This window comes from Alcaligenes sp. WGS1538 (genome assembly GCF_043187505.1).
Lineage (GTDB): Bacteria > Pseudomonadota > Gammaproteobacteria > Burkholderiales > Burkholderiaceae_B > Alcaligenes.
Window position 1 is genome coordinate 2666113 of sequence record NZ_CP171109.1, and the last position, 22832, is coordinate 2688944.

Here is a 22832-nt window from a genome sequence, read left to right on the forward strand (position 1 = left end):
AACGCCGCCCTTCGGGGCGGCGTTTTTTCATGGGCGCACGAAAAATCGCAAGAATAAAAAACGCCGCCTGATACACAGGCGGCGCTCTTTCACGCCCTTGCGGGCCAGGCACGGGGTCAGGACTGACGCGAGACGGCCTCGGCGGGCTGGCGGGTCAGCAGGGCCAGCAGTTCGGCCAGCTCGCGCTGCATCTCGCGACGGTCCACCACCATGTCGATGGCGCCCTTCTCCAGCAGGAACTCGGCGCGCTGGAAGCCTTCGGGCAGCTTTTCGCGCACGGTCTGCTCGATCACGCGCGGGCCGGCGAAACCGATCAGGGCATTAGGCTCGGCAATGACCACATCACCCATGAAGGCGAAGCTGGCGGACACGCCGCCCATGGTCGGATCGGTCAAGATGCTGACGAAAGGCAGGCCGGCTTCGGCCAGTTCGGCCAGGATGGCCGTGGTCTTGGCCATCTGCATCAGCGAGAACAGGCTCTCCTGCATGCGCGCGCCGCCCGAGGCAGCCACGCACACGAAGGGACTGCGATTGGCGATGGCCGCCTGCACGCCGCGCGTGAAACGCTCGCCCACCACCGATCCCATGGAGCCGCCCATGTATTCGAATTCAAAGCAGGCCACCACGGCGGGCACCGACAGGATCGTGCCGCTGACCACGACCATGGCTTCGGTCTCGCCGGTCTGCTTGGTGGCTTCCGCGACGCGCTCGGTGTACTTGCGAGAGTCGCGGAACTTCAAGGGGTCCATGGGGCGGGTGTTGGCACCGATCTCCACCTGGCCTTCGGCATCGAGCAGCGCCTTGATGCGCGCGCGCGCGCCGATGCGCATGTGATGGCTGCACTTGGGGCAGACATTCAGCGTGGCCTGCAGATCTTCCTTGTAGAGTACTGACTCGCACGATGGGCATTTCACCCACAGGCCTTCGGGCACGCGACGGCTGCTCTCGGGATTGCGGTTGATTCGTGGCGGCAGTATTTTCTCGATCCAGCTCATTGTGAGATCCTGTGTTCGGTCAGCCGGCCCGTGGCCGCTGCCCTCTTATTCTGAAAAAAAGCGCCTGTTCACGCGGAACAGGCACATGATTCTAAACGCTAAAAGCGCTTTTGGGCTAATTATCCAGCGCCTGGCGTATCCGTCCCAGCCACTGGCCCGCGGCCGCGATGGCGGCGGCGTCCACGTCCTTCTGGTCCTTGCCTGCATGAGCCTGCACAGCCTCTTCCATGGTCTCGATCAGCTTGGAGCCGATCACCACGGCATCCGCATTGCGCGAGATGGCCTTGGCGCTCTGGGCGTCGCGGATGCCAAAGCCCACGCCCACCGGAATCTTGACATGCTTGCGGATGCGCTGCAGGTGATGCTCGACATCAGCCACGTCGATCTGCCCCGAGCCGGTCACGCCCTTGAGCGATACGTAGTACACATAACCCTGGGCCAGGGCGGCCACCTTGGCGATGCGCTCGTCCGTGGACGTGGGCGAAAGCAGGAAGATGGTGTCCACGCCCTGTTCGGTGAGCAGCGCGGTGAATTCCTGGGATTCCTCCGGCGGATAATCCACCGTCAGCACGCCGTCCACGCCGGACTGCCCGGCCAGCCGGGCGAACTCGGCCTGACCGATGCACTCGATGGGATTGGCGTAGCCCATCAGCACCACAGGCGTTTCATCGTCCAGCTGACGGAACTGGCGCACGATGTCCAGCACCTTGCGCAGGCCCACGCCGCGACTGATGGCGCGCTCGGCGGCCCGCTGGATGACCGGACCGTCGGCGGTCGGGTCGGAGAACGGCACGCCCAGCTCGATCACGTCCGCGCCGGCCTGGCGCAGGGCATGCATCAGGGCGACGGTGGACGGCACGGAGGGGTCGCCGGCCGTGACATACGGAACAAGGGCGCAGCGCCCGTTCAAACGCTCAAACGCCGCTTTCAGGCGTACGTTACTCGACATAATGGCTTCCCGATTGATTACAGTGTCAGGCCGCCGTATTCGGCGACCGTGTGCATGTCCTTGTCGCCGCGACCGGACAAGCTGACCAGGATGATCTTGTCCTTGCCCAGCGAAGGCGCCATGCGGGCGGCGTGCGCCAGCGCGTGCGAGGACTCCAGGGCCGGCAGGATGCCTTCGATGCGGCAGCAGTCGTGGAAAGCCTGCAGGGCCTCCTGGTCCGTGATCGTGGCGTATTGGGCGCGGCCGCTGTCCTTGAGCCAGGCGTGCTCGGGCCCCACGCCCGGGTAGTCCAGGCCGGCAGACACCGAATGCGTGGGCATCACGTTACCGTTCTCGTCCTGCAGCACATAGGTGCGGTTGCCGTGCAGCACGCCCACCTGCCCTTTGTTCAGGGAGGCGGAATGCTCCAGCGTGTCCAGGCCGCGACCGGCCGCCTCCACGCCCACCAGCGCGACGCCGTCCTGCTCGATGTAGGGGTAGAAGATGCCCATGGCATTGGAGCCGCCGCCCACCGAGGCGACCACGTAGTCGGGCTGGCGCCCGGCCTCGGCCGGCATCTGCTCCAGGCATTCCTGGCCGATGACGGACTGGAAATCGCGCACCAGCATGGGATAGGGATGCGGGCCGGCCACGGTGCCGATGATGTAGAACGTGTTCTCGATGTTGGTGACCCAGTCGCGCATGGCTTCGTTCAGCGCGTCCTTCAGGGTGCGCGAGCCGGACTCCACCGGCACGACGGTGGCGCCCAGCAGCTTCATGCGATAGACGTTGGACGCCTGGCGGCGCACGTCTTCGCTGCCCATGTACACCACGCATTCCAGGCCGTAGCGGGCCGCCACCGTGGCCGTGGCCACGCCGTGCTGGCCGGCGCCGGTCTCGGCGATGATGCGCGGCTTGCCCATGCGCCGGGCCAGCAGGATCTGGCCTATGCAGTTGTTGATCTTGTGCGCGCCGGTATGGTTGAGGTCTTCGCGCTTGAACCAGATCTGAGCGCCGCCCAGTTGCTCCGACCATCGACGGGCATGGTACACAGGGCTGGGACGACCGACGAAGTGCTTGAGCTCGTAGTTGAACTCACGCAGAAAGTCAGGATCGTTCCGATACCGTTCGTAGGCGGCCTTCAGCTCGTCCAGGGCATGAACGAGAGTCTCGGCCACAAACGAACCACCAAACTGACCAAAATGTCCATCCGGGTCGGGCAAGGTATAGGTTTTCAAAGCTAGCTCTCTTGGTTGACAAGAACAATCGCGGGCACAGCGCCCGCGACGTTCGGATTCCACGATTTTACCAGTTCAAGACGAATAACGGCGGGCGCTCACGCCCGGCAGCTCGTTCAGGGCGGTCAAGGCCTTCTGGATCTGCTCGCCGTCGCGCACTTCGATGGTGAACACCATCTGGGTCAGCGAACGGCGGCTGTGGGTGTTGATGCCGGTGACGTTCAGACGCAGCCGCGCGAAGACTTCGGAGAGATCGCGCAGCAGGTTCGGATGCTCCTGGGCGTCGATGGCCAGGTCCACGGGATACAGGGAATCGCCGGTATTGCCCCAGTCCACGCTGATGGCCCGCTCGGGATGGCGCAGGCTCAGCTCGTAATAGGACTTGCAATCGGCTCGGTGGATGGACACGCCCCGCCCCCGGGTCACGAAGCCGGCGATCAGGTCCGGCGGCGCGGGCCGGCAGCAACGGGCCAGCTGGGTCATGAGCGAATCCACCCCCACTACCAGGACCCCGCTCTTGCCCGTCTTGGCCACACTGTCGTTGGCGGCGTCGAACACTCGCCGCACGGGCTCTTCTTCCTGGGAGGCGCCGCGGAACAGCGCATCCACCTGGCGCAGGCTGAATTCGTCCTTGGCCACCGCCACGTACAGATCGTCGGCCCGGGCAAAGCCCAGTTGCTGGGCCATCTGTTCCAGGTTCACGGCCGTGCGGCCCAGGCGCTGCAGCTCTTTCTCGACCATGGCCTGCCCCTGGGAGATGCGCTGCTGCAGTTCGATGGCATTGAACCAGGCCCGCACCTTGGAGCGCGAACGGGGGCTGGCCAGGAAACCCAGCTGGGTGTTGAGCCAGTCGCGCGACGGTCCGCCCGACTTGGCGGCCACGATCTCCACCGTCTGGCCCGTGGCCAGTCGCGTGGACAAGGGCACCATCTGCCCGTCCACTCGCGCACCCCGGCAGCGATGGCCCAGGTCCGTGTGCAGGTAGTAGGCGAAGTCCACCGGCGTGGCCCCCACCGGCAGCTCGATCACGCGCGCCTGCGGAGTCAGCACATAGATATGGTCCTCTTCCTGCGCCTTCAAAGGACGCGGGGCGGCCGGCGCCTGCGCCGCGGCGGCGGGCTCGGCCGGCGCCGCATTGGAGGCGCCCGCGTCCCGGTCCCAGGCCAGCAGCTGGCGCATCCAGGCGATCTTGCGGTCGTCCTCGCCATCGGCGGCCACCTGCCCGCCCTGCGGGCCGGCTTCCTTGTAGCGCCAGTGCGCGGCCATCCCGAATTCCGCATACTGGTGCATTTCGCGGGTGCGAATCTGGATCTCGAAAGTGCGGCCCTGCGCGTCGGCCACCACGGTATGCAGGGACCGGTAGCCATTGGGCTTGGGACGCGAGATGTAGTCGTCGAACTCGGCCGGCACCGGCGTCCACAGCGAATGCACGACGGCCAGCGTGTTGTAGCAGCTGCGCTCGTCCTCGACGATGACCCGCAAAGCGCGCAGGTCGAACAACTGGCCGAAGTCCAGGTGCTTGTTGCGCATCTTGTTCCAGATGCTGTAGATATGCTTGGGCCGACCCGACACTTCGGCGTCGATGTGCTCGCGCTTGAGCGCCGCCAGCAGTTGGTCACGCACCTGAGCGATCAGGGTCTCGCGTTCGATGCGCTTGTCGTCCAGTTGGCGGGCGATGTCCTTGTAGATGTCCGGATTCAGGAAACGGAAGGCCAGGTCTTCCATTTCCCACTTGACCTGCCAGATGCCCAGCCGATTGGCCAGCGGCGTGTACAGTTCCAGGGTTTCGCGCGCGAAGGCACTGGGGCACGGCGCCTTGGACTGGCGGAACCAGCGCAGCGACTGCAGGCGCGAGGCCAGCCGCATCAGCACGATGCGCAGGTCGGCGGCCATGGCCAGCAGCATCTTGCGCTTCATCTCCTTCTGGTCCCCGGCGCCCGGCTGCTCCTTGGCCTGGCCGGTCAGCGAACCCAGCCGGTACAGGGCGCGCGAACCGCGCACCAGGGTCATGACTTCGGAGCCGAAGGCTTTCTGGACGGGATCCTGCTTGACGTCCCGATCCGGCGCAGGCATGACGGCCAGCAAGGCGCTGGCGCGCGTCTGGGCGTCGGCCCCCAGGCCGGCCAGGATCACCGCCACTTGCGCGCAATGCTGGTCCAGCGGCTCGCCCGTGCTGCCCGGCAGCTCGCGCAGAGCCGGCTCGGCCCACTCGGCCGCGCGCTGCAGGAGCTCGCGCCCCGGTTCGTCCAGCCCGGCGCCGGCCTGCGCCAGCCACTGCGGGCTGAAGGCCGATTCGGCAAGAGGGGGGGATACTGTCTGATTCATGTCGTTTACTTCGGTATGGCGGCCGTTCCGGCGGCGGCTCTCTATACTATAAGTCGTAGTCTATCACCGCGAGTATTAGCATATGAGCCTTATGCCTTCGCCCGAGCATCGCCGCCTGCTGATCGTCTGGCATTCGCGCACCGGCGCCTCCCGCCAGCTGGCCGAGCAGGCCGGTGAAGGCGCGCGCCAGGTCCTGGAGGAACTGCAGGAGCGCGAACGCATCCAGGTCCGCCTGCTGGGCTGTGAACAGACTGGCACCGAAGACCTGCTGCAGGCCCAGGCCTATCTGTTCTGCGCGCCCGAGAACCTGGGCAGCCTGAGCGGGGCCATGAAGGAATTCTTCGACCGGCTCTACTATGCGGTGCTCGACCAGCTCAACGGCCGGCCCTACGGCGCCCTGATCAGCGCCGGCAGCGACGGCCGCGGAGCCCTGACCCAGCTGGAGCGCATCTGCACGGGCTGGCGACTGGAGGCGGCCTGGCCCGGCCGCATCTTCAACTTCCAGGCGCAGACGCCCGAGGCCATTCTCGCCCCCAAGCACCTGAGCGCGGAACAGAGGCAGGAGGCGCGGCAAGCCGGTGCCCACCTGGCCGCCCTGCTCTGCCTGTAATGATCAAGCCGGCGGCAGCTGGAAGACCTGACGCAGATACGCCAGGTAGGCCGGATCGTCGCACATGGTCTTTTCCGGCGCGTCCGAGACCTTGGCCACGGGCTGGCCGTTGCAACGAACCATCTTCATGACGATCTGCAACGGTTCATGACCCAGGTCATTGGTCAGGTTGGTGCCTATGCCGAACGACACCTTGCAGCGGCCGGCAAAACGCTGCGCCAGCTCGATGGCCTTGGGGATGGTCAGCCCATCGGAGAACACCAGCGTCTTGGTGCGCGGATCGGTCCGGTTGGCGATGTAATGAGCCAGCAGTCGTTCCCCCCAGATGAAGGGGTCGCCCGAATCGTGCCGCGCGCCGTCGAACAGTTTGCAGAAGTACATGTCGAAGTCGCGCAGGAAGGCATCCATGCCGTAGACGTCCGACAGGGCGATGCCCAGGTCGCCCCGGTATTCCTTGGCCCAGACCTCCAGCGCGAAGATCTGCGAATCGCGCAGACGCGGCCCCAGGGCCTGGCAGGCCTGCAGGTATTCATGACCCATGGTGCCCAGGGGGGTGACGCCATGCTTCATGGCCAGCCAGACATTGCTGGTGCCGGCGAAATGCGGCTGCATCTGCTGGATCATGGTGGTGACCACCTCCTCGTGCCACTTCTTGGAGAAGCGGCGGCGCGTGCCGTAGTCGGCCACCCGGAAATCGGCCAAAGCCGGATCGTCCACCACCAGGCGCATCTTGGACTGCAGCCGCTCGCGCCCCTCCTCCCAGGGAGGATTGGGGCGTTCGTTGCGGAAATACACTTCGTTCACGATGGCCAGCACCGGTATCTCGAACAGGATGGTGTGCAGCCAGGGACCCTTGACCAGGATCTCGATCTCGCCGGGCGCGGCGCCCGCCTCCACGCTGATGCAGCGCTCGGGCAGATGGAACAGTCCCAGGAAGTCGACGAAGTCGCTCTTGATGAAGCGCAGTGAGCCAAGATAGGCCAACTCCTCGTCCGAGAAGCGCAGCTGGCACAGGCTGTGGATCTCTGCGCGGATCTCGTCCAGATACTGGCTCAGGTTGATGTTGGGGGTCCGGCATTTGTAGCGGTACTCCACCTGCGCCGCCGGGAAATGATGCAGCACGACCTGCATCATGGAAAATTTATAAAGGTCCGTATCGAGAAGAGAAGTGATGATCATCGCGGGCATACCGGTTTCGTTTGCGCAACCATAGCACGCCCGCCCCGCCTCGCGCACCTGGCGCAAGGGAGGGCCGGCGCGGCGGACTTGCGCCAACTCAATAAGCAGGAACCCGAATATTCGTTAAAATTGATGGATTGAATCCAGTTTCTGTCGCCCCGCCCTGTGCGCCCGCCCGGCACTCGCGCCCGCCCACAGCCCGCCCCCTTGGTCCGACAGCCTTACCGATCCCGCAGGAGCTTTACTGAAATGACCCATGTCGTCACCGAAAACTGTATCAAGTGCAAATTCACCGATTGCGTGGATGTGTGCCCCGTGGACTGTTTTCGTGAAGGCCCGAATTTTCTGGTGATTGATCCGGACGAGTGCATCGATTGCGCCGTCTGTATTCCCGAATGCCCGGCCAACGCCATTTTCGCCGAGGAAGACGTTCCACAGGACCAGGTCCAGTTCATCGAGCTGAACGCCGAGCTTTCCCCGGTGTTCACCAGCATCAACCGCTCCAAGAAACCGCTGGAAGACGCCGACAACTGGAACGGTGTGGAAAACAAACTACAGTATCTGGAACGCTGATCCGCGCCCGCGCCCTCTGAGCGCCGGCGCCGCGGCTGCCTTTCTTCCCTGCCGCGCTTGCGTCGGCCGCCGCACTTTTGATACAAGAAACATTGCTGCAACGCAGCAACGGGATAATCCCAAGTCAAAAGCGGCGGCAAAAGCCGTATTGTTTCAAGTAGCAAATAAGCTTATGCATTTATTTGCATAAGGAATCAGGCAACACCAAGGCGCAACCACCTATGCTCTACGATCTGCACGAACTCCAGCGCTCCTTCCTGGCGCCGCTGGCAGCCTTCTCGGGCACCAGCTCGCAGCTGTTCTCCCATCCCTACAGCCCGCTGGCCTACACCCCCGTGTCCCGGCAACTGGCGGCGGCGTACGAGCTCGTGCATCGCCTGGGCAAGGACTACGAAAAGCCAGCCTGGGGACTGAGCCAGACGGAAATCCAGGGGCGCACGGTCGCGGTCACCGAGCGCGTGCAGATTGCCAAGCCCTTCTGCAACCTGATCCATTTCAGCCGCGACTTTCCCGAAGCCGACCAGGACCCCAAGATCCTGCTGGTGGCGCCCCTGTCGGGCCACCACGCCACCTTGCTGCGCGAAACCGTGCGCGCCCTGCTGCCGGAGCACTCGATCTACGTCACCGACTGGGTGGACGCGCGCATGGTGCCCCAGTCGGCCGGCCCCTTCCATCTGGACGACTACGTGCTGTACATCCAGGAATTCATCCGCGCCCTGGGACCCGACGTGCACGTGATGTCCGTGTGCCAGCCCACCGTGCCGGTGCTGGCCGCCGTGTCGCTCATGGCCAGCCGCAAGGATCCCAAGATGCCGCGCAGCCTGATCATGATGGGCGGCCCCATCGACACACGCCAGTCGCCCACCCAGGTCAACCGCCTGGCCACCACCAAGCCCTATGCCTGGTTCGAGAACAACCTGATCCACCGGGTCCCGTCCAAGTACCCCGGCGCGGGCCGGCGCGTCTACCCCGGATTTCTGCAGCACGCCGGCTTCATCGCCATGAATCCGGATCGGCACATGCATTCTCACTACGACTTCTACCAGCACCTGATCAAGGGCGACGAGGACGACGCCGAAGCGCACCGCCGCTTCTACGATGAATACAACGCCGTGCTGGACATGCCCGCCGAGTTCTACCTGGACACCATACGCGTGGTGTTCCAGGAGCAGCAGCTGCCCAAGGGGCAATGGCATGTGCGCGGCGAACAGGTGCGCCCGCAGGACATCCAGGGCGTGGCGCTCTTTACCATCGAAGGCGAACTGGACGACATCTCCGGCCTGGGGCAGACTCATGCCGCCCAGGGCTTGTGCTCGGGCATCGCCCCGGAACTCAAGCAGCAGTTCACGGCGCCGCGTTGCGGCCACTACGGGATTTTCTCGGGAAGTCGCTGGCGCACGCTGATCTGTCCTAAAATCAAGGATTTCATCCGTCAGCACGCCTGATTTCGCCCACCGCGCATCTCCACGGGGCCGGTCGGCCCCGTTTTTGCATTCATGTCCGACTCACTGATACGGCGCATCGACGCCCTGCTTCCTCAAACCCAGTGCACGCGCTGCGGCTACGACGCCTGTCTGCCCTACGCCCAGGCCATCGCCCTGGAGGGCGAGGCCATCAACCGCTGCCCGCCCGGCGGCCAGGAAGGCGTGCGCGCCCTGGCCGCCCTGCTGGGGCGAGAGGAATCGCCCCTGGACCCGGAATGCGGGGAATTCGCCGGCCCGAGCCGCGCCGTCATCATCGAGGAACACTGCATAGGCTGCACGCTGTGCATCCAGGCCTGCCCGGTCGATGCCATCGTCGGCGCCAACAAGCTCATGCACACCGTGCTGGCCGATCGCTGCACGGGCTGCGAACTGTGCCTGCCGCCCTGTCCGGTGGATTGCATCACCATGGTGCCCACCGATGACTGGACGCCATCGCAGGCCGAGCAGGCCAGGCGCGATACCGAACAGCGTCGCCTGCGCCTGCTGGCCCGCCACGCCGAGAGCTCGGAGCTGGCGGCGCGCACGCTGGCCAACAAGCCCGTGCTGGCCAACGACGCCGACCAGGCCGACAAGCGCCAGGCTTCCATTGCCGCCGCCCTGGCCCGCGCCCGCGCCCGCCGCGCGGGCCAGGCCGGCAACTGAATCACGCCATGAACGCCGCCAAACGCCACGAAATCTTCAGCCGCTTCCAGGCCGCCAATCCCAAGCCCACCACGGAGCTGGAATACGACAGCACCTTCCAGCTGCTGATCGCCGTCATCCTGTCCGCCCAGGCCACCGACAAATCGGTCAACCTGGCCACGCGCCGCTTCTTCCCGGAGCACGGCACGCCCCAGGGCATCCTGGCCATGGGCGAGGACGGGTTGCGCGAGGCCATCAAGACCATAGGCCTGTACAAGACCAAGGCCGCCAACGTCATCAAGACCTGCCAGATCCTGCTGGAGCGGCACCAGGGCCAGGTGCCCTGCGACCGGGCCGCGCTGGAGGCTCTGCCCGGCGTGGGCCGCAAGACGGCCAACGTGGTGCTGAACACCGCCTTCGGCCTGCCCACCATCGCCGTGGACACGCACATCTTCCGCGTGGCCAACCGCACCGGCATCGCTCCCGGCAAGAATGTGCTGGAAGTGGAAAAGAAGCTGGAGCGCGTCATTCCCAAGGAATTCCTGCTGGACGCCCACCACTGGCTCATCCTGCACGGCCGCTACATCTGCGTCGCCCGCACGCCCAGATGCCCCCAATGCGGCATTGCCGACCTGTGCGAGTTCAAGCCCAAGACGGTCGCCAAGTAGATCGGATCCCGCCGGCGGCTCCTTCGGGGAGCCGCCTTCCCGTCCGCCACCGGAGTTTCCCTATCCTATGACAAACCCGCATGGTTTTCGCCCATGCGGGCTTCCATACTGAAACTCGACGTTAACTCCGCACAAGGGCTGGCAGGCGATGACAGAGTACATTCTGCGCACCGAGAACCTGGTGAAGGAATTCCTGGGTTTCGTGGCTGTCGACAAGGTCAATCTACAGGTGAGGCGCGGGGACATACACGCGCTGATCGGTCCCAATGGAGCAGGCAAGACGACCTGCTTCAACCTGCTCACCAAGTTCATCGCCCCCACCTCCGGCCGGATCTACTTCAACGATACCGAGATCACCCGGGAGAGGCCGGCGCAGATCGCCCGGCGCGGCATCATCCGCTCTTTCCAGATCTCGGCGGTGTTTCCGCAGCTGACCGTGCTGGAGAACGTGCGCATCGGCCTGCAGCGCCGCACCGGCGCCTCTTTTCAATTCTGGCGCAACGAGCGCTGCCTGGACGGCCTGAACGAGCGCGCCATGGATCTGCTGGAGCAGGTGGACCTGGCCGGCTTCGCCCAGGACCTGACCGTCAACCTCCCCTATGGGCGCAAGCGCGCCCTGGAGATCGCCACCACGCTGGCCATGGAGCCCGAACTGATGCTGCTGGACGAGCCTACCCAGGGCATGGGCCACGAGGACGTGGAGCGGATCACCGAGCTGATCCGCAAGGTCAGCGCCGGGCGCAGCATCCTGATGGTCGAACACAATATGAACGTGGTCTCCTCCATTGCCGACCGCATCACGGTACTGGCGCGCGGCGCCGTCCTGGCCGAAGGCCCCTACGAGGACGTGTCCCGCAATCCGGCCGTCATGCAGGCCTATATGGGGACCACCGCAACCGAACTGCAAGGAGCGCATCCATGAGCAAGGCCGCCCTGGAAATCGAGGATCTGCATGCCTGGTACGGGGAGTCCCACATCCTGCACGGAGTCAACCTGAGCGTGGCGCAGGGCGAGGTCGTCACGCTGCTGGGGCGCAACGGCGCCGGCCGCACCAGCACGCTGCGCGCCATCCTCGGCCTGACGGACACGCGCCGCGGCTCCATCCGCATCCAGGGAGCCGAATCCATCCATCTGCCCACCTATCGGGTGGCCCACCTGGGCGTGGGCTATTGCCCCGAAGAGCGCGGCATATTCGCCGGTCTGACCTGCGAGGAGAACCTGCTGCTGCCGCCGGCCATCGGCTCCACGCCGGGAGGTGGCATGTCGCTGGCCGAGATCTACGAAATGTTCCCCAACCTGGAGGAGCGCCGCCACTCTCCGGGCACGCGCCTGTCCGGGGGCGAGCAGCAGATGCTGGCCGTGGCCCGCATCCTGCGCACCGGCGCCAACCTGCTGCTGCTCGATGAAATCTCCGAAGGCCTGGCTCCCGTCATCGTGCAGGCGCTGGCCCGCATGATCGCCACCCTGAAGGCCAAAGGCTACACCATCGTCATGGTGGAGCAGAATTTCCACTTCGCCGCTCCCCTGGCCGACCATTTCTACGTCATGGAGCACGGCCAGGTGGTCGAGAGCTTCGCGGCCAGCGAGCTCGCCCACAAGCACGAGACACTCAACACCTTGCTCGGGGTCTGACCCTTTCCCGCCGGCAAGGCCAGACACGCCACTCAACACCACGAGGAGACAGCCCATGAAGCTTGCAACGATCAGCGCCGCCCTGACGACGGCCGGACTACTACTGGCCCAACCGGCAGTTGCGGCCATCTCCGATGACGTGATCCGCATCGGGTTCATCACGGACATGTCGGGAGTCTATTCCGACATCGACGGCAAGGCCGGCGGCGACGCCATCCGCATGGCCATCGCCGATGCGGGCGGCGAGATCAACGGCAAGAAGATCGAGCTGCTGGTGGCCGACCACCAGAACAAGGCCGACATCGCGTCCGCCCGGGCCCGCGAATGGTTCGACAGCCAGAAGCTGGACGTGCTGATCGGCGGCACCAATTCGGCCACCTCGCTGGCCATGGCCGCGGTGGCGGCGGAAAAGAAGAAGCCCTTCATCGCGGTGGGCGCAGGCTCCTCCAACCTGACCAATTCCCAGTGCACGCCCTACACCGTGCACTATGCCTACGACACCATCGCCCTGGCGCGCGGCACGGGCGCCGCCGTGGTCAAGGACGGCGGCAAGAGCTGGTATTTCCTGACGGCGGACTACGCCTTCGGCCACTCGCTGGAACGCGACACGGCCGAGGTCGTGAAGAAAGCCGGCGGCGAGGTCAAGGGCCAGGTGCGCGTGCCTCTGGGCGCCTCGGACTTCTCCTCCTTCCTATTGCAGGCGCAGTCCTCCGGGGCCAAGATCCTGGGCCTGGCCAATGCCGGCGGCGACTTCATCAACTCGGTCAAGGCCGCCAATGAATTCGGCATCACCGCCACCATGCATCTGGCCGGGCTGCTGGTATTCATCAACGACGTGCACGCCCTGGGGCTGGAAGCCACCCAGAACCTGTACCTGACCACCGCCTGGTACTGGGACCAGAGCGACGCTTCTCGGGAATGGGCGCAGCGCTTCTTCAAGGAGCAGAACCGCATGCCGTCCTTCCTGCAGGCGGGCGATTACTCCAGCGCCGCCTTCTACCTGAAGGGCGTCAAGGAAACCGGCACGGACGATGCCGACACCCTCATGAAATGGATGAAGTCCAACCCCATCAAGGACATGTTCACCGACCACGGCGTCGTGCGCGAGGACGGCCGCATGGTGCACGACATGTACCTGATGCAGGTGAAAAAGCCCGGCGAATCCAAGCAGCCCTGGGACTACTACAAGTTGGTCGAGACCTTGCCGGGAGACAAGGTCTATGCCTCGCTGCAAGAATCCACCTGCTCGCTGGTGAAGAAATAAGAACCCGCCGGCCGGCCGCTGCCGCGGCCGGCCCATGCCTGAGGACTGACTACATGCACGGGTCGCGCATACTATGACGGATATTTTCGGTATTCCCCTGCAGGCTCTGCTGGGCCAGCTGCTGCTGGGCCTGGTGAACGGTTCCTTCTACGCCGTGCTGTCCCTGGGGCTGGCCATCATCTTCGGCCTGCTCAACATCATCAACTTCGCCCACGGCGCCCTGTACATGCTGGGCGCATTCCTGGCCTGGATGGGCATGCAATACCTGGGCCTGAACTACTGGGTCATGCTGGCGCTCGCGCCGCTGGGCGTGGCCCTGTTCGGCATCATCCTGGAACGCCTGTTCCTGCGCCACCTCTACCGGCTGGACCACCTCTACGGCCTGCTGCTGACCTTCGGCCTGACGCTGTTGCTCGAAGGCGTGTTCCGCAGCATCTACGGCGTGTCCGGCCAGCCCTACCCCACGCCCAAGCTGCTGCAGGGCGGCTACAACCTGGGCTTCATGTTCCTGCCCATCTATCGCGCCTGGGTCGTGGCGGCCTCCGTCGTGGTGTGCCTGGCGACCTGGTTCATGATAGAGAAGACCCGGCTGGGCGCCCTGCTGAGGGCCGCCACCGAGAATCCCAAGCTGGTCGAGGCCTTCGGCGTCAACGTGCCCTTGATGATCACCCTCACCTACGCCTTCGGCGTGGGCCTGGCGGGCTTTGCCGGCGTACTGGCCGCCCCCATCCTGCAGGTCTCCCCCCTGATGGGCAGCAACCTGATCATCGTGGTCTTCGCCGTGGTGGTCATCGGCGGCATGGGCTCCATCCTGGGCTCCATCCTGACCGGCCTGGGCCTGGGCGTCATCGAAGGCCTCACCAAGGTGTTCTGGCCCGAAGCCTCCAATACCGTCGTGTTCATCATCATGGTCATCGTCCTGCTGCTGCGTCCGGCGGGCCTGTTCGGGAAAGTCAAATGAAACGAGAGATCCCTGTCTTCATCGTTCTGCTCCTGATCGTCGCGCTGCTGCCGGCCATGGGCGCCTATCCCATCTTCATCATGAAGGTCATGTGCTATGCGCTGTTCGCCTGCGCCTTCAACCTGCTGCTGGGCTACACGGGGCTGCTGTCCTTCGGGCACGCCGCCTTCCTGGGCGGGGCGGCCTACGCCACCGGCCAGTCGCTGGCGGTCTGGGGCTGGCCCACGGCGGCCGGGCTGCTCTTCGGCACGGCCTGCGCCGGCGCGCTGGGCCTGGTGATGGGCGCGCTGTCCATCCGGCGCAGCGGCATCTACTTCGCCATGATCACCCTGGCGCTGGCGCAGATGCTGTTCTTCTTCTTCCTGCAGGCGCCCTTCACGGGCGGCGAGGACGGCCTGCAGGGCATTCCGCGCGGCAGCATCCTGGGCTGGGACCTGTCCCGTGACCTGAACCTGTACTACCTGGTGCTGGGCATCTTCACCTTCGGCTTCCTGCTGATCTGGCGCTGCGTGCACTCGCCCTTCGGCCAGGTCCTCAAGGCCATACGCGAGAACGAGCCGCGCGCCATCTCGCTGGGCTACGACGTGGATCGCTTCAAGCTGCTGGCCTTCGTGCTGTCGGCCGCCCTGTCGGGACTGGCGGGCGCCACCAAGTCGCTGGTGTTCGTGTCGGCCACGCTGACCGACGCCACCTGGCAGATGTCGGGCCTGGTCATCCTGATGACGCTGATCGGCGGACTGGGCACCCTGGCCGGCCCCGTGATCGGCGCCATCATCGTGGTCGTGCTGGAAAACAAGGTCGGCGAATGGGGCGCGCTGCTCGCCCAATGGACGGGCTGGAACGGATTCCGCACCCTGGGCGAATCCGTCACCATCGTCATCGGCCTGATCTTCATCCTGTGCGTGATGGCATTCCGGCGCGGCATCGTGGGCGAGCTGGCCTGGCGGCTGCGTCGCCGCGAGGCGTGAGACGGACGCCAGCGCGGACGCGCATTATCGGACTTGTTTGATCTGGAACAAGTCTCGGCGGGCGCCTGTATCAAGATGTTGCTCTGGGTCAAATCGAGCGCCCCGGCGCTCGGGCATTCTGTAGGTCTGAATCAACCCTACGGAGTTCCCATGAAAACCCGCCACCTGTTTCCAGCCCTGCACCTGTCCCTGCTCGCCGTCGGCGCGGCCGCCGTCCTCTACACGCCGGCCGGCCAGGCCCATGAAGCGGGCGACTTCCTGGTCAAAGGCGGCGTCACCCTGGTCAGCCCCAAGTCCAACAACGGCACGGTCGCGGACGGCGCCGTCAAGCTGGACGTGGGCAACAATGTGCGCCCCAGCTTCTCGCTGACCTACATGGCCACCCGCAACATCGGCGTGGAGCTGCTGGGCGCCTTCCCCTTCAAGCACAACATCGACAGCAACCTGGGACGCATCGGCAGCACCAAGCACCTGCCTCCCACCCTCAGCCTGCAGTACCACTTCCTGCCGGACAGCGACTTCCAGCCCTATGTGGGCGTGGGCCTGAACTATACCATGTTCTTCGACACCAAGTCCCAAGGCGCCCTGGAAGGCGCGGACCTGAAACTGAAGAACACCTGGGGCTTCGCCGCCCAGCTCGGCGTGGACTACAAGCTGGACAAGAACTGGTTCCTGAACGCCGACGTGCGCTACATCAGCATCCGCCCCGACGTGAAGCTGAACGGCCAGTCCATCGGCAAGGCCAAGCTGGACCCCGTGGTCGCCACCATAGGCGTGGGCTACCGCTTCTAAGACGCCCGAATGCAGAACGGGCCGCCCCATGGGGCGGCCCGTCTTGCGTTCAAGGACGCGGCGCCTACGCCGCCTCGGCCTCTCGCTTGCCCAGTCCCAGGTAGCTTTCGATCACCCGCGGATTGTCGGCCAGCTCGCGCGCGGGGCCTTCCAGCACCACGTCGCCCGTCTCCAGCACATAGCCGTAGTCGGCCACCTGCAGGGCGGCGCGCGCATTCTGCTCCACCAGCAAGATGGCCACGCCGGTACTGCGCAAGCGGGCGATGATCATGAAGATCTCGCGCACGATGCGCGGCGCCAGGCCCAGGCTGGGCTCGTCCAGCATCAGCACCTTGGGCTGCGCCATCAGGGCGCGCCCCACCGCCAGCATCTGGCGCTCGCCCCCGGACAGGGTGCCGGCCAGCTGGCCGCGGCGCTCCTTCAGACGCGGAAACAAGGCATACACCTGCTCCAGCGTATCGCGCCAGCCGGCCTGCCGGGCCCGGTACAGCCGGAAGCCGCCCAGAAGCAGGTTGTCCTCCACCGTCATGCTGCCGAACAGCTCGCGCCGCTCGGGCACCAGCGAAATGCCGCCGGCCACGCGCCGCTCCACCTCCCAGTGACTGATCTCCTCGCCCTGGTACTGGACCGATCCGGTGCTGCGGCCCACGCTGGGCAGCGCGCCCATCATGGCGTTGAGCAGGGTGGACTTGCCGGCGCCGTTGGCGCCGATCACGGTGACGATGCTGCCGGCGCGCACATCCAGGCTGGCGCCCATGACGGCGCTGACCTTGCCGTATTGCGCGGCCAGATTGGTGACTTTCAGGATCACATCCTGGGGTGTTGCCTGACTCATGCGGATGCTCCTGCGTGCGAGGTTGTTGCGGGTTCGTCCAGTTCCAGATCGTCGTCGATGCCGCCCAGATAGGCCTCCAGCACCGCGGGATTCTCCTGGATCTCCTTGGGCAGGCCTTCGGCCAGCTTGGTGCCGAAATCCATGACCACCAGCTTGTCCGTCAGGTTCATGACGAAGTCCATGTCGTGCTCGACCAGCAGGATGCTCATGCCTTCGCGGCGAAGCTGATCCAGCACCTTGGCCAGCTCCTGCTTTTCCTTGTAGCGCAGGCCGGCGGCGGGCTCGTCCAGCAGCAGCAGGACGGGGTCGGAGGCCAGGGCGCGGGCGATCTCCAGGATGCGCTGCTGGCCCAGGGCCAGGTTGCCGGCCTGTTCATACAGGTAATCTCCCAGACCCACGCGCTGCAGCTGGATTGCCGCCTCGTGCAGCAGCTCGGCTTCGCTGCGGCGTTCGGCATGCAGCACGGCAGGCACCACGCCGACCTTGCGGCGCAGGTGCGCGCCCAGCGCCACGTTCTCCAGCACTGTCATGGTCGGCAGCAACTGCACGTGCTGGAAGGTGCGGCCCACGCCCAGGCGGGAGATCTCGCGCGCCGGCAACTTGTCGATGCGCTGGCCCAGGAAGCTGACCTGGCCGCTGGTGGCCGACAGCACGCCGGTAATCAGGTTGAAGGTCGTGCTCTTGCCTGCGCCGTTCGGCCCGATCAGGCCCATGATCTGGCCGGCGTCGAGGGTGAAGCTGATGTCGTTGACCGCCACCAGGCCGCCGAATTCCTTGCGGATCTTGTCCACCTGCAGCACCAGCGAACCGGCCTGCGGACGGGCGCGCTGCGGCAGGGCCTGCGCCTGCGGCGGCGGCGCCTGGCGGCGCGTCTGCACGCCGAACACGCGCTCCCAGCCCTTTTGCAGGATGGGCCAGATGCCGTCGCGGGCATATTGCAGGATCAGCACCATCAGGATGCCGAACACGATCAGTTCGAAGTTGATGTCGGTGCTGAGCAGCTTGGGCAGCCAGTTCTGCAGCTGGTCCTTGAGGGTCAGCACCAGGGCCGAACCCAGCACCGCGCCCCAGACGCTGCCGGCGCCGCCCAGCACGGCCATGAACAGGTATTCGATGCCGTAGTTCAGGCCGAAGGGGCTGGGGGAAACGGCGCGCTGATAGTGCGCGTACAGCCAGCCCGACAGGCAGGCCAGCAAGGCGGCGTAGACGAAGATGATGACCTTGTAGGCCGCCATGTTCACGCCGAAGGATTCGGCCATGCCGCTGCCGTGCTTGAGCGCGCGGATGGCGCGCCCCGGGCGCGAATCGAGCAGGTTGCGCGTGCCCCACATGGCCAGCAGCGCCACGACCCAGATCAGGTAATAGATGTCCCTGCCCGAGGCCAGCGACAGCCCGAAGATGTCCAGCGGCGCAATGCCCGAGATGCCGTCGTACTGGCCCAGGAACTGCAGGTTGCCGAACAGGTAGTACAGCGCCAGGCCCCAGGCCAGCGTGCACAGCGGCAGGAAGTGGCCGGACAGGCGCAGCGTGATGGCGCCCAGGATGTAGGACACCAGCATGGTCAGGCCCAGGCCGATCAGCAGGTTGAGCCAGGGCGACCAGCCCAGGCGGGCCGTCAGGTAGGCGGTGGTGTAGGCGCCCAGGCCCACGAAGGCGGCCTGGCCGAAGGAGGTCAGCCCGCCCACGCCGGTCAGCAGGACCAGGCCCAGCACGACCAGGCTGGTCAGGCCGATGTAGTTCAGCTGGGTGATCCAGAACTCGGGCGTGGCGCCCAGCTGCGGCAGCACGAACAGGACGGTGATGAACAATATCGTCAGCAAGCGTTTCATGTGTGTTTACTCCTCGTCGTCCACGTGCTTGCTACCAAAGGAGCGCCACAACAAAACCGGAATGACCATGGTGAATACGATGACCTCTTTATAGGCGCTGGCCCAGAAGGACGAGAAAGCCTCCAGCACGCCGATGAACAGCGCGCCCAGCAAAGCGACCGGGTAGCTGACCAGCCCGCCGAAGATGGCGGCCACGAAGCCCTTCAGGCCGATCAGGAAGCCGGTGTCGTAGTAAATGGTGGTGACCGGCGCGATCAGCATGCCCGAGAAGGCGCCGATGGCGGCGGCCAGGGTGAAGGTCAGCGAACCGGACATATTGGTGCTGATGCCCACCAGGCGCGCGCCGCGCCGGTTGACGGCGGTGGCGCGCAAGGCGCGGCCGTACAGCGTCTTGCCGAAGAAGGCCCACAACCCCAGGATCAGGGCCACGCAGGCGCCCATCACGAAGAAGGTCTGGGCGGACCAGCTGACCGCGCCCAGGGACACCTCGCCCTGCATGAAGGGCGGCGTGCGCCAGCCTTCAGGTCCGAAGAAGACCAGGCCCAGGCCGGTCAGCGCGAAATGCACGGCCACCGACGTGATCAGCAGCACCAGCACGCTGGCTTCGGCAATGGGCTGGTAGGCCAGGCGGTAGACCATGGGCCCCAGCGGGATGACCACGGCCAGCGAGAACAGCACGTCCATCCACAGCGGCAGGTCGGCGGCCACGATATGGGGCGCGGCGAAGTACACCGCCACGGGAATCAGGATATTGACGAAAAACTTGCGCGGCAGGCCGGCGGCGCTGCGGCTGCGCAAGGCGGCCAGCAGCTCCAGCAGGAACACCAGCGCGCCGGCGATCAGCAGCAGGATGACCGTGCCGGGCATGCGGCCGTTCACCACGAAGGCCAGGGTCAAGGCGCCGAAGGTGACGAATTCGCCTTGCGGGATGAAGATGACCCGGGTGACGAGAAAGACGAGGACCAGGGCGAGTCCGAGCAGAGCATAGATGGCGCCATTCAATATGCCATCCTGCAATAAGATTAAAGCGATGGTGGTATCCATGTCGGACAACATCCTGTACAACAAAAAATGGGCAAGGGGCTTACTGTAACGCAAACCAGTCGCGGGAACGGGCCCGGCCCGCGCCGGGTCCCGCCTTCAGAAAAAACCGGCTGGGAAGCCGGTTTTCGCCTGTGGGAGATTACAGGTCAGGCTGATAAGTCCATTTGCCGTCCACCACCTTCACGATGACGCGGGCGCGCTGGTCCAGGCCGGCATGATCCTTGTCGGACATGGTGAACACGCCCTGGGAGGCCGGCAGATCCTTGATCTGCTCGATGGAATCGCGCAGCGCGGCGCGGAACTCGGGCGTGCCGGGCTTGGCGCCGGTCTTCAGCGCGCCGGGAATGGCCTCGGCCACCAGCAGGCCGGCGTCCCACATGTGGCCGCCGAAGGTGTTGATGGAACCTTCCCCGAACTTGGCCTCGTACTTGGTCTTGTAGTCCATGGCCGTCTTCTTGACGGGGTTGCTGTCGGGCAGTTGCTCGGCCACCAGCAGCGGGCCGGCCGGCAGGATCATGTCGTTGCAATCCTTGCCGCAGACGCGCAGCACGTCGCTGTTGGCGGCGCCGTGCGTCTGGTAGATGATGCCGGCATAGCCGCGGCCCTTGAGCTCGCGCTGCGGCAGGGCCACGGGCGTGCCCGAGCCGGCGATCAGCACGGCGTCGGGCTTGGCGCCCAGCAGCTTCAGGGTCTGGCCCGTGACGCTGGTGTCGTTGCGGCCGTAGCGCTCGGCGGCGACCACATTGATGCCCTTGGCCTTGGCGGCTTCGGTCATGACGTTCAGCCAGCCGTCGCCATAGGCGTCGTTATAGCCGATGAAGCCCAGGGTCTTGACGTTCTGCTTGACCATGGCGTCGGCCAGAGCGCCCGCCATCAGCTGGTCGTTCTGGGGCGTCTTGAACACCCAGGTGCGGGCGCCTTCCACGGGCTCGACGATCTTGGCGTTGGCCGCCACGCTGATCATGGGCGTCTTGGTTTCGCCGGCCACGTCCACCATGGCCAGCGAGCCGGGCGTGACCGAGGTGCCGATGACCACGTCCACCTTGTCGTCGGTGATCAGCTTGCGCATGTTGCGCACGGCCGCTGTGGTGTCGGTCGCATCATCCAGCACGATGTATTCGACTTTCTGGCCGCCGACCTCGGTAGGCAGCAGGCTGACGGTGTTGCGCTCGGGAATGCCCAGCGAGGCGGCCGGCCCGGTCGCGGCAATGGTCACGCCCACTTTCACCTGAGCGGATACGGCCAGCGGCGCGCACAGCGCCAAGGCGGCCGCCAGCGTGGTCAAGCGCACGGTTGGAAAGCAGTTCATTCTTATCTCCCAGATCTGTTCATTGTTGTTGGCCGTTTCGGCGGCCGGAAAATCGTAATACAGATAATCATCAGCACATACCGGAACCGTATCAAGTCGTGCTGAAACAAGGTATTGGTGTTTACCTTAAATATTAAAAATTTGAATACTGCACTAAATGCGCCGCGGTCAAATCGAGCGGGGTAAGACACCGCCGCTATCATAGGGCCAACCGGTCCGCCGTGGCGCATCGCGGAACCTTGGAACGCAAATTAGCTCTAATTCTCGTTTAACATGTGGTGTTGCGCCTGCTGGAACGTGCTCATGCAGGCGTCCATCCCGTTTTTCAAAAGGCAGCTCTCGTGGAAAAAGTACGGAAAACCGAGGCCGAATGGCGCGCCCTGCTCAGTCCTGAAGAATTCATCGTGACCCGGGAAAAAGGCACGGAACGCGCCTTCACCGGCCGCTACTGGAACACCACCACGCCAGGCATCTACCGCTGCGTGGGTTGCGGCACGCCGCTGTTCGCCTCGGACACCAAGTTCGACGCCGGCTGCGGCTGGCCCAGCTACTTCGAGCCCCTGAATCCGGACAATGTCCGCGAGGAGGCCGACTTCAGCCACGGCATGACCCGCACCGAAGTCCTGTGCAATGTGTGCGACTCCCACCTGGGCCACGTCTTTCCGGACGGCCCGCCGCCCACCGGTCTGCGCTACTGCATCAACTCCCTGTCGCTGAAGTTCGAACCCGAAGCATGAAGAAGCTCCTGTTCGACCTGTTCCCGCTGGTCCTGTTCTTCCTGGTCTTTCGCTTCTCCGACATCTACATGGCCACCGGCGTGGCCATGCTCGCCTCGGTGCTGCAGATAGTCTGGCTCAAGCTGACCGGCAAGGCCATCGAGACCTCGCACTGGATCAACCTGGCCGTCATCGTGGTGTTCGGCGGCGCAACCCTGATCTTCCATAACGACGTATTCATACGCTGGAAGCCCACCGTGCTGTACTGGATCTTCGCCGCGATCCTGCTGGGCGCGCGCTACCTGATGCGCCGCAACCTGATGCAAAAGCTCATGGGCGGCCAGCTGGTCCTGCCCGAAGGCGTCTGGGACAAGCTGAACCTGGCCTGGTCGCTGTTCTTTGCGGCCGCGGGCGTCGTCAACCTGTACGTGGCCTTTTCCGGACATTTCACCGAATCCCAATGGGTGAACTTCAAGGCCTTCGGGCTGCTGGGCATGATGCTGGTCTTCGTGATCGCCCAGTCCCTCTGGCTGGGCCGCTATCTGGAAGACCATTCCGACAAATCCAATCCACCCAAATCCTGACGCAATCATGACCGACTCTCTCGAACAGGTGCTGCGCGAGCGTCTCCAGACGCTGGAGCCGGCCGAGCTCGACATCATCAACGAATCCCACCTGCACGCCGGCCACGCCGGAGCGCAAGGAGGCGCCAGCCACTTCCGCGTGATTATCGCCTCGAAACAATTTGATGGAATTTCAACACTGGCAAGGCACAGACTTGTGTATGATCGCGTCCACGATCTCATGCCTTACCCGATTCACGCACTGGCTATCCAAGCCAAAACCATAGCTTAAGGATGC

Annotated in this window: 23 protein-coding genes; 14 read left to right on the top strand and 9 right to left on the bottom strand. The window is 64.9% G+C overall.

What is annotated here, in order from left to right:
* Nucleotides 1-116: 116 nt before the first annotated feature.
* The 4 genes from accD to ACF3ND_RS12445 all read right to left on the bottom strand — a co-directional run bounded on the left by accD (nucleotide 117) and on the right by ACF3ND_RS12445 (nucleotide 5486).
* Entirely contained in the window at nucleotides 117-995 is an 879-nt protein-coding gene (accD, locus tag ACF3ND_RS12430) for an acetyl-CoA carboxylase, carboxyltransferase subunit beta (protein ID WP_394060880.1), read from the bottom strand.
* Between the two features lie 115 nt (nucleotides 996-1110).
* Nucleotides 1111-1944 (bottom strand): tryptophan synthase subunit alpha, encoded by an 834-nt coding sequence (gene trpA, locus ACF3ND_RS12435; protein WP_394060882.1) that lies wholly within the window; start codon nucleotides 1942-1944, stop codon nucleotides 1111-1113.
* Between the two features lie 17 nt (nucleotides 1945-1961).
* Nucleotides 1962-3161 carry a tryptophan synthase subunit beta gene (gene trpB, locus ACF3ND_RS12440; RefSeq protein ID WP_394060884.1) on the bottom strand — a complete coding sequence of 400 codons (1200 nt, stop codon included), beginning with the start codon at nucleotides 3159-3161 and terminating at the stop codon, nucleotides 1962-1964.
* Nucleotides 3162-3236: 75 nt separating this feature from the next.
* Nucleotides 3237-5486 carry a RelA/SpoT family protein gene (locus tag ACF3ND_RS12445; protein ID WP_394060886.1) on the bottom strand — a complete coding sequence of 750 codons (2250 nt, stop codon included), beginning with the start codon at nucleotides 5484-5486 and terminating at the stop codon, nucleotides 3237-3239.
* A gap of 91 nt (nucleotides 5487-5577) precedes the next feature.
* Between ACF3ND_RS12445 and ACF3ND_RS12450 the strand changes: the two genes are divergently transcribed.
* The gene (locus ACF3ND_RS12450) at nucleotides 5578-6096 is read left to right on the top strand and encodes a flavodoxin family protein (protein ID WP_394065836.1); all 519 of its coding nucleotides are present in this window, start codon (nucleotides 5578-5580) and stop codon (nucleotides 6094-6096) included.
* 3 nt (nucleotides 6097-6099) lie between these two features.
* Here ACF3ND_RS12450 and pncB read toward each other — a convergent pair whose 3' ends face one another.
* Nucleotides 6100-7275: a nicotinate phosphoribosyltransferase gene (gene pncB / locus ACF3ND_RS12455; protein WP_394065837.1), complete on the bottom strand. Its 1176-nt coding sequence runs from the start codon at nucleotides 7273-7275 to the stop codon at nucleotides 6100-6102.
* A gap of 249 nt (nucleotides 7276-7524) precedes the next feature.
* On the opposite strand from pncB, the gene fdxA reads away from it, so the two are divergent.
* From fdxA to ACF3ND_RS12505, 10 genes are all read left to right on the top strand, one after another.
* Nucleotides 7525-7848, top strand: a complete 324-nt coding sequence (gene fdxA / locus ACF3ND_RS12460; protein ID WP_394060888.1) for a ferredoxin FdxA — start codon at nucleotides 7525-7527, stop codon at nucleotides 7846-7848.
* Nucleotides 7849-8069: 221 nt separating this feature from the next.
* Nucleotides 8070-9293 carry a polyhydroxyalkanoate depolymerase gene (locus tag ACF3ND_RS12465; RefSeq protein WP_394060890.1) on the top strand — a complete coding sequence of 408 codons (1224 nt, stop codon included), beginning with the start codon at nucleotides 8070-8072 and terminating at the stop codon, nucleotides 9291-9293.
* 51 nt (nucleotides 9294-9344) lie between these two features.
* Entirely contained in the window at nucleotides 9345-9974 is a 630-nt protein-coding gene (locus ACF3ND_RS12470; protein WP_394060892.1) for an RnfABCDGE type electron transport complex subunit B, read from the top strand.
* 8 nt (nucleotides 9975-9982) lie between these two features.
* Nucleotides 9983-10621: an endonuclease III gene (nth, locus tag ACF3ND_RS12475; RefSeq protein WP_394060894.1), complete on the top strand. Its 639-nt coding sequence runs from the start codon at nucleotides 9983-9985 to the stop codon at nucleotides 10619-10621.
* A 148-nt stretch (nucleotides 10622-10769) separates the two neighbouring features.
* Nucleotides 10770-11543, top strand: coding sequence for an ABC transporter ATP-binding protein (locus tag ACF3ND_RS12480; RefSeq protein WP_394060896.1), 774 nt, complete (start codon nucleotides 10770-10772; stop codon nucleotides 11541-11543).
* Nucleotides 11540-12253, top strand: a complete 714-nt coding sequence (locus ACF3ND_RS12485) for an ABC transporter ATP-binding protein (protein WP_394060898.1) — start codon at nucleotides 11540-11542, stop codon at nucleotides 12251-12253. Before ACF3ND_RS12480 ends, ACF3ND_RS12485 begins: the two co-directional genes overlap by 4 nt.
* Before the next feature lie 55 nt (nucleotides 12254-12308).
* Entirely contained in the window at nucleotides 12309-13517 is a 1209-nt protein-coding gene (locus tag ACF3ND_RS12490; protein WP_394060900.1) for an ABC transporter substrate-binding protein, read from the top strand.
* Nucleotides 13518-13590: 73 nt separating this feature from the next.
* Complete coding sequence (locus ACF3ND_RS12495; protein ID WP_394060902.1) at nucleotides 13591-14478, top strand: branched-chain amino acid ABC transporter permease; 888 nt, start codon at nucleotides 13591-13593, stop codon at nucleotides 14476-14478.
* Nucleotides 14475-15446: a branched-chain amino acid ABC transporter permease gene (locus ACF3ND_RS12500; RefSeq protein WP_394060904.1), complete on the top strand. Its 972-nt coding sequence runs from the start codon at nucleotides 14475-14477 to the stop codon at nucleotides 15444-15446. Before ACF3ND_RS12495 ends, ACF3ND_RS12500 begins: the two co-directional genes overlap by 4 nt.
* Before the next feature lie 150 nt (nucleotides 15447-15596).
* Nucleotides 15597-16238 (top strand): OmpW family protein, encoded by a 642-nt coding sequence (locus ACF3ND_RS12505; RefSeq protein ID WP_394060906.1) that lies wholly within the window; start codon nucleotides 15597-15599, stop codon nucleotides 16236-16238.
* A gap of 64 nt (nucleotides 16239-16302) precedes the next feature.
* On the opposite strand, the gene ACF3ND_RS12510 is transcribed toward ACF3ND_RS12505, so the two are convergent.
* The 4 genes from ACF3ND_RS12510 to ACF3ND_RS12525 form a co-directional block, all read right to left on the bottom strand.
* The gene (locus ACF3ND_RS12510) at nucleotides 16303-17073 is read right to left on the bottom strand and encodes an ABC transporter ATP-binding protein (RefSeq protein ID WP_394060908.1); all 771 of its coding nucleotides are present in this window, start codon (nucleotides 17071-17073) and stop codon (nucleotides 16303-16305) included.
* Nucleotides 17070-18902, bottom strand: coding sequence for an ATP-binding cassette domain-containing protein (locus tag ACF3ND_RS12515; protein WP_394060910.1), 1833 nt, complete (start codon nucleotides 18900-18902; stop codon nucleotides 17070-17072). Before ACF3ND_RS12515 ends, ACF3ND_RS12510 begins: the two co-directional genes overlap by 4 nt.
* A 6-nt stretch (nucleotides 18903-18908) precedes the next feature.
* Nucleotides 18909-19946: a branched-chain amino acid ABC transporter permease gene (locus ACF3ND_RS12520; RefSeq protein ID WP_394060912.1), complete on the bottom strand. Its 1038-nt coding sequence runs from the start codon at nucleotides 19944-19946 to the stop codon at nucleotides 18909-18911.
* 139 nt (nucleotides 19947-20085) lie between these two features.
* Nucleotides 20086-21255, bottom strand: a complete 1170-nt coding sequence (locus ACF3ND_RS12525) for an ABC transporter substrate-binding protein (RefSeq protein ID WP_394060914.1) — start codon at nucleotides 21253-21255, stop codon at nucleotides 20086-20088.
* Between the two features lie 341 nt (nucleotides 21256-21596).
* Here ACF3ND_RS12525 and msrB point away from each other — a divergent pair, with 341 nt between their 5' ends.
* From msrB to ACF3ND_RS12540, 3 genes are read left to right on the top strand one after another with little or no spacing between them, the layout of a single operon-like run.
* Nucleotides 21597-21992, top strand: coding sequence for a peptide-methionine (R)-S-oxide reductase MsrB (gene msrB, locus ACF3ND_RS12530; RefSeq protein ID WP_394060916.1), 396 nt, complete (start codon nucleotides 21597-21599; stop codon nucleotides 21990-21992).
* The gene (locus tag ACF3ND_RS12535) at nucleotides 21989-22555 is read left to right on the top strand and encodes a septation protein A (protein ID WP_394060918.1); all 567 of its coding nucleotides are present in this window, start codon (nucleotides 21989-21991) and stop codon (nucleotides 22553-22555) included. Before msrB ends, ACF3ND_RS12535 begins: the two co-directional genes overlap by 4 nt.
* A gap of 7 nt (nucleotides 22556-22562) precedes the next feature.
* Nucleotides 22563-22826 carry a BolA family protein gene (locus ACF3ND_RS12540; RefSeq protein ID WP_394060920.1) on the top strand — a complete coding sequence of 88 codons (264 nt, stop codon included), beginning with the start codon at nucleotides 22563-22565 and terminating at the stop codon, nucleotides 22824-22826.
* The last annotated feature ends 6 nt before the right edge of the window (nucleotides 22827-22832 follow it).

Excerpts from the sequence above, each read along its gene's own strand:
- fdxA (WP_394060888.1), top strand. The coding sequence starts at position 7,525 with ATGACCCATGTCGTCACCGAAAACTGTATCAAGTGCAAATTCACCGAT.
- ACF3ND_RS12535 (WP_394060918.1), top strand. The coding sequence starts at position 21,989 with ATGAAGAAGCTCCTGTTCGACCTGTTCCCGCTGGTCCTGTTCTTCCTG.
- ACF3ND_RS12540 (WP_394060920.1), top strand. The coding sequence starts at position 22,563 with ATGACCGACTCTCTCGAACAGGTGCTGCGCGAGCGTCTCCAGACGCTG.
- ACF3ND_RS12485 (WP_394060898.1), top strand. The coding sequence starts at position 11,540 with ATGAGCAAGGCCGCCCTGGAAATCGAGGATCTGCATGCCTGGTACGGG.
- ACF3ND_RS12445 (WP_394060886.1), bottom strand. The coding sequence starts at position 5,486 with ATGAATCAGACAGTATCCCCCCCTCTTGCCGAATCGGCCTTCAGCCCG.
- accD (WP_394060880.1), bottom strand. The coding sequence starts at position 995 with ATGAGCTGGATCGAGAAAATACTGCCGCCACGAATCAACCGCAATCCC.
- ACF3ND_RS12520 (WP_394060912.1), bottom strand. The coding sequence starts at position 19,946 with ATGGATACCACCATCGCTTTAATCTTATTGCAGGATGGCATATTGAAT.
- ACF3ND_RS12495 (WP_394060902.1), top strand. The coding sequence starts at position 13,591 with ATGACGGATATTTTCGGTATTCCCCTGCAGGCTCTGCTGGGCCAGCTG.
- pncB (WP_394065837.1), bottom strand. The coding sequence starts at position 7,275 with ATGATCATCACTTCTCTTCTCGATACGGACCTTTATAAATTTTCCATG.
- ACF3ND_RS12510 (WP_394060908.1), bottom strand. The coding sequence starts at position 17,073 with ATGAGTCAGGCAACACCCCAGGATGTGATCCTGAAAGTCACCAATCTG.
- ACF3ND_RS12515 (WP_394060910.1), bottom strand. The coding sequence starts at position 18,902 with ATGAAACGCTTGCTGACGATATTGTTCATCACCGTCCTGTTCGTGCTG.
- ACF3ND_RS12490 (WP_394060900.1), top strand. The coding sequence starts at position 12,309 with ATGAAGCTTGCAACGATCAGCGCCGCCCTGACGACGGCCGGACTACTA.
- ACF3ND_RS12505 (WP_394060906.1), top strand. The coding sequence starts at position 15,597 with ATGAAAACCCGCCACCTGTTTCCAGCCCTGCACCTGTCCCTGCTCGCC.
- ACF3ND_RS12500 (WP_394060904.1), top strand. The coding sequence starts at position 14,475 with ATGAAACGAGAGATCCCTGTCTTCATCGTTCTGCTCCTGATCGTCGCG.
- nth (WP_394060894.1), top strand. The coding sequence starts at position 9,983 with ATGAACGCCGCCAAACGCCACGAAATCTTCAGCCGCTTCCAGGCCGCC.
- ACF3ND_RS12450 (WP_394065836.1), top strand. The coding sequence starts at position 5,578 with ATGCCTTCGCCCGAGCATCGCCGCCTGCTGATCGTCTGGCATTCGCGC.
- trpA (WP_394060882.1), bottom strand. The coding sequence starts at position 1,944 with ATGTCGAGTAACGTACGCCTGAAAGCGGCGTTTGAGCGTTTGAACGGG.
- ACF3ND_RS12465 (WP_394060890.1), top strand. The coding sequence starts at position 8,070 with ATGCTCTACGATCTGCACGAACTCCAGCGCTCCTTCCTGGCGCCGCTG.
- ACF3ND_RS12525 (WP_394060914.1), bottom strand. The coding sequence starts at position 21,255 with ATGAACTGCTTTCCAACCGTGCGCTTGACCACGCTGGCGGCCGCCTTG.
- ACF3ND_RS12470 (WP_394060892.1), top strand. The coding sequence starts at position 9,345 with ATGTCCGACTCACTGATACGGCGCATCGACGCCCTGCTTCCTCAAACC.
- ACF3ND_RS12480 (WP_394060896.1), top strand. The coding sequence starts at position 10,770 with ATGACAGAGTACATTCTGCGCACCGAGAACCTGGTGAAGGAATTCCTG.